A 2,428-nucleotide genomic window follows, 5' to 3' on the forward strand; every position below is an offset into this window, starting at 1 on the left:
CCCCCGTGCTCCCCGTCCCTTCGCGCAAAGACATGCGCGTGCCGTTTACAAGCTGCACTGAGATGCTCACCCACGATGGCGAGCGCCACACGCCACTGTGGCGACTGGCCGTCGAGTATGAAATGGCGCGCGGAAATTTCACCGAGCGTGAAGTCATCGACAAGATGATCGCCATCGTGCGCATCCTTCGCAAGTCGATCACCAGCGGCATTGCGGGCACGCAATATGAAGATCGCGTACTCGGACATCAAAGCGGGCGCTTCAATGAGCTCATGCAGGCGGGCAAGCTCCTCGATGGCGGAGCACTCAATCGCATCGTGCTCTACGTCACCGCCTTGATGGAAGTTAAAAGCTCCATGGGCGTCATCGTCGCTGCTCCGACCGCAGGTGCCTGTGCGGCGCTGCCCGGTGCGGTGATCGGCATGGCGGAGGCTCTCGGCAAGTCCGAGGAGGACATGGCTCTGGCCATGCTCGCGAGCGGAGTCATCGGCGTCTTCATCGCCACTCGCTGGACCTTTGCCGCAGAGGTAGGCGGCTGCCAGGCGGAGGGTGGCGCGGCCGCCAGCATGGCCGCCGCCGCACTCGTCACACTCGCAGGCGGAACGCGGGATCAGGCCATCGCCGCCGCATCAATGGCGTTTCAGAGCATGCTGGGGTTGATCTGCGACCCCATCGCCAATCGCGTCGAAGCCCCCTGCCTCGGCAAAAATGTCATGGCTGCCAGCAACGCCCTCTCCTGTGCCAACATGGCCATTGCCGATTTTGATCCGCTGATTCCCCTCGATGAAGTGATCGACGCCGCCAAAAACGTCGCCGCCATGATGCCCCGCGAGCACCGCTGCACCTCCCTCGGAGGACTGGCTGTCACTCCCACTTCAGTTGAGATCGAGCGGAAACTGGCCGCTCGCAAAGCGCAGGGCTGCGGTGGCTGCGCCTGCCATTGACCCCGCGCCTCCATGCGCGAGTTCCATGAAAGAGGGTTGCGGTGAAAGGATTATTCTCTTAGCCAAGTTTCACCCCCTTTCATGGCTCAAACATCCCCCCATTCTCGATTTGCCTGGCTCACGCTTGGCCTGCTGACGGCGTACGCTCCTGCCGCCGAGCATCCCGGTGCCGTCATTTACCAAAAGATGTGCCAGGAGTGCCACGGGGCCAAAGGCCAGGGCGTGAAGGACAAGTTTGACGATCCCCTCACCGGCGATCTCACCCTGGATGCGCTGACGCGCAAAATCGAACGCACCATGCCGGAGGACAAGGAAGGCACCTGCGTGGGTGAGGATGCCAAACAGGTGGCCGCCTACATCTACGAGTCCTTTTATTCCGCCGCAGCGCAGGCTCGCAGCCATCCACCAGATCAGGACCTGAGCCGCCTGACCATCGCTCAGTATCGCGCTTCCGTAATGGATCTCATCGGTCGCTTTCGCATGGGCCCGGGATTTGACCGCCCCGTCAATGCCGAGGCAGGCTTGAAAGCCAGCTATCGCGGCGTCGAACTGCCAAAGCCCGGCGAGAAGGCAGTGGACACCACTCCAAAAGACGGCATCAAAGCCAAGCGCCCCAACTACAAGTTTGAGCGCGTCGATCCGCAGGTCGCGTTTCACTTTGGCGCAGGCAGTCCGGACAATGCGAAGATGGAAGCCGAGCAGTTTCAGGACACCTGGGAAGGCAGCGTGGTTGCCGAAGAAACGGGCGTTTACGAATTCATCCTCAAGACCGAAAATGGCGCACGCCTCTGGATCAATGACACCACTGAAAACGATGCCCTGATCGATGCCTGGGTGAGCGCCGGCCCCACCGTGCGCGAGGAAAAGAAAAGCATCTTCCTCGTCGGTGGCCGCGCCTACCGGCTGCGGCTGGATCATTTTAAATTCAAAGAGCAGTCCGCCTCCATCGAACTCCTGTGGAAGCCGCCCCATGGCGTCACAGAGATCATCCCCCAGCACGCGCTGCGCACCGACCGCCCGCGTGAGCTCATGATCGTGCGCACCAACTTTCCAGCCGACGACCGCAGCGTGGGCTATGAGCGCGGCACCTCCATATCCAAAGGCTGGGATCAATCCGCCACGGAGGCCGCCATCTCCACCGCCGAACACGTGGAGGAAAACCTGAACGAACTCGCCGGCACCAAAGCTGACGCGCCAGACCGCCTGGAGAAACTCAAGAAGTTCGCCTTCACCTTCGTCGAAGCCGCTTTCTGCCGTCCACTCACAGATGAGCAAAAGCAGCTCTATGTGGAAAAGCGGTTCGCCACTGCCAAGAGCCCGGAGCAGGCCGTGAAGCGCGTGGTGCTCTTCACGCTGAAGTCCCCGCAGTTTCTCTATCCCGAACTGCGCGAGAGCGAAAAGCCCGACGACTTCGCCTTTGCCTCACGTCTGGCCCTGACGCTGTGGGACTCCATCCCTGACAAAAAACTCATGCAGACAGCCAC

At 61.2% G+C, this 2,428-nt stretch carries 2 protein-coding genes; both read left to right on the forward strand.

Annotated elements, in window-relative coordinates; genetic code table 11:
• The coding region (locus WAW39_RS25340) for an L-serine ammonia-lyase, iron-sulfur-dependent, subunit beta (protein ID WP_422321950.1) at window positions 1-944 on the forward strand (944 nt) is incomplete at its 5' end.
• An 81-nt stretch (window positions 945-1,025) separates the two neighbouring features.
• A partial coding sequence (locus WAW39_RS25345; protein WP_422321951.1) for a PA14 domain-containing protein occupies window positions 1,026-2,428 on the forward strand: 1,403 nt, incomplete at its 3' end.

It is taken from the genome of Prosthecobacter sp. (assembly GCF_049294395.1).
Lineage (GTDB): Bacteria > Verrucomicrobiota > Verrucomicrobiia > Verrucomicrobiales > Verrucomicrobiaceae > Prosthecobacter.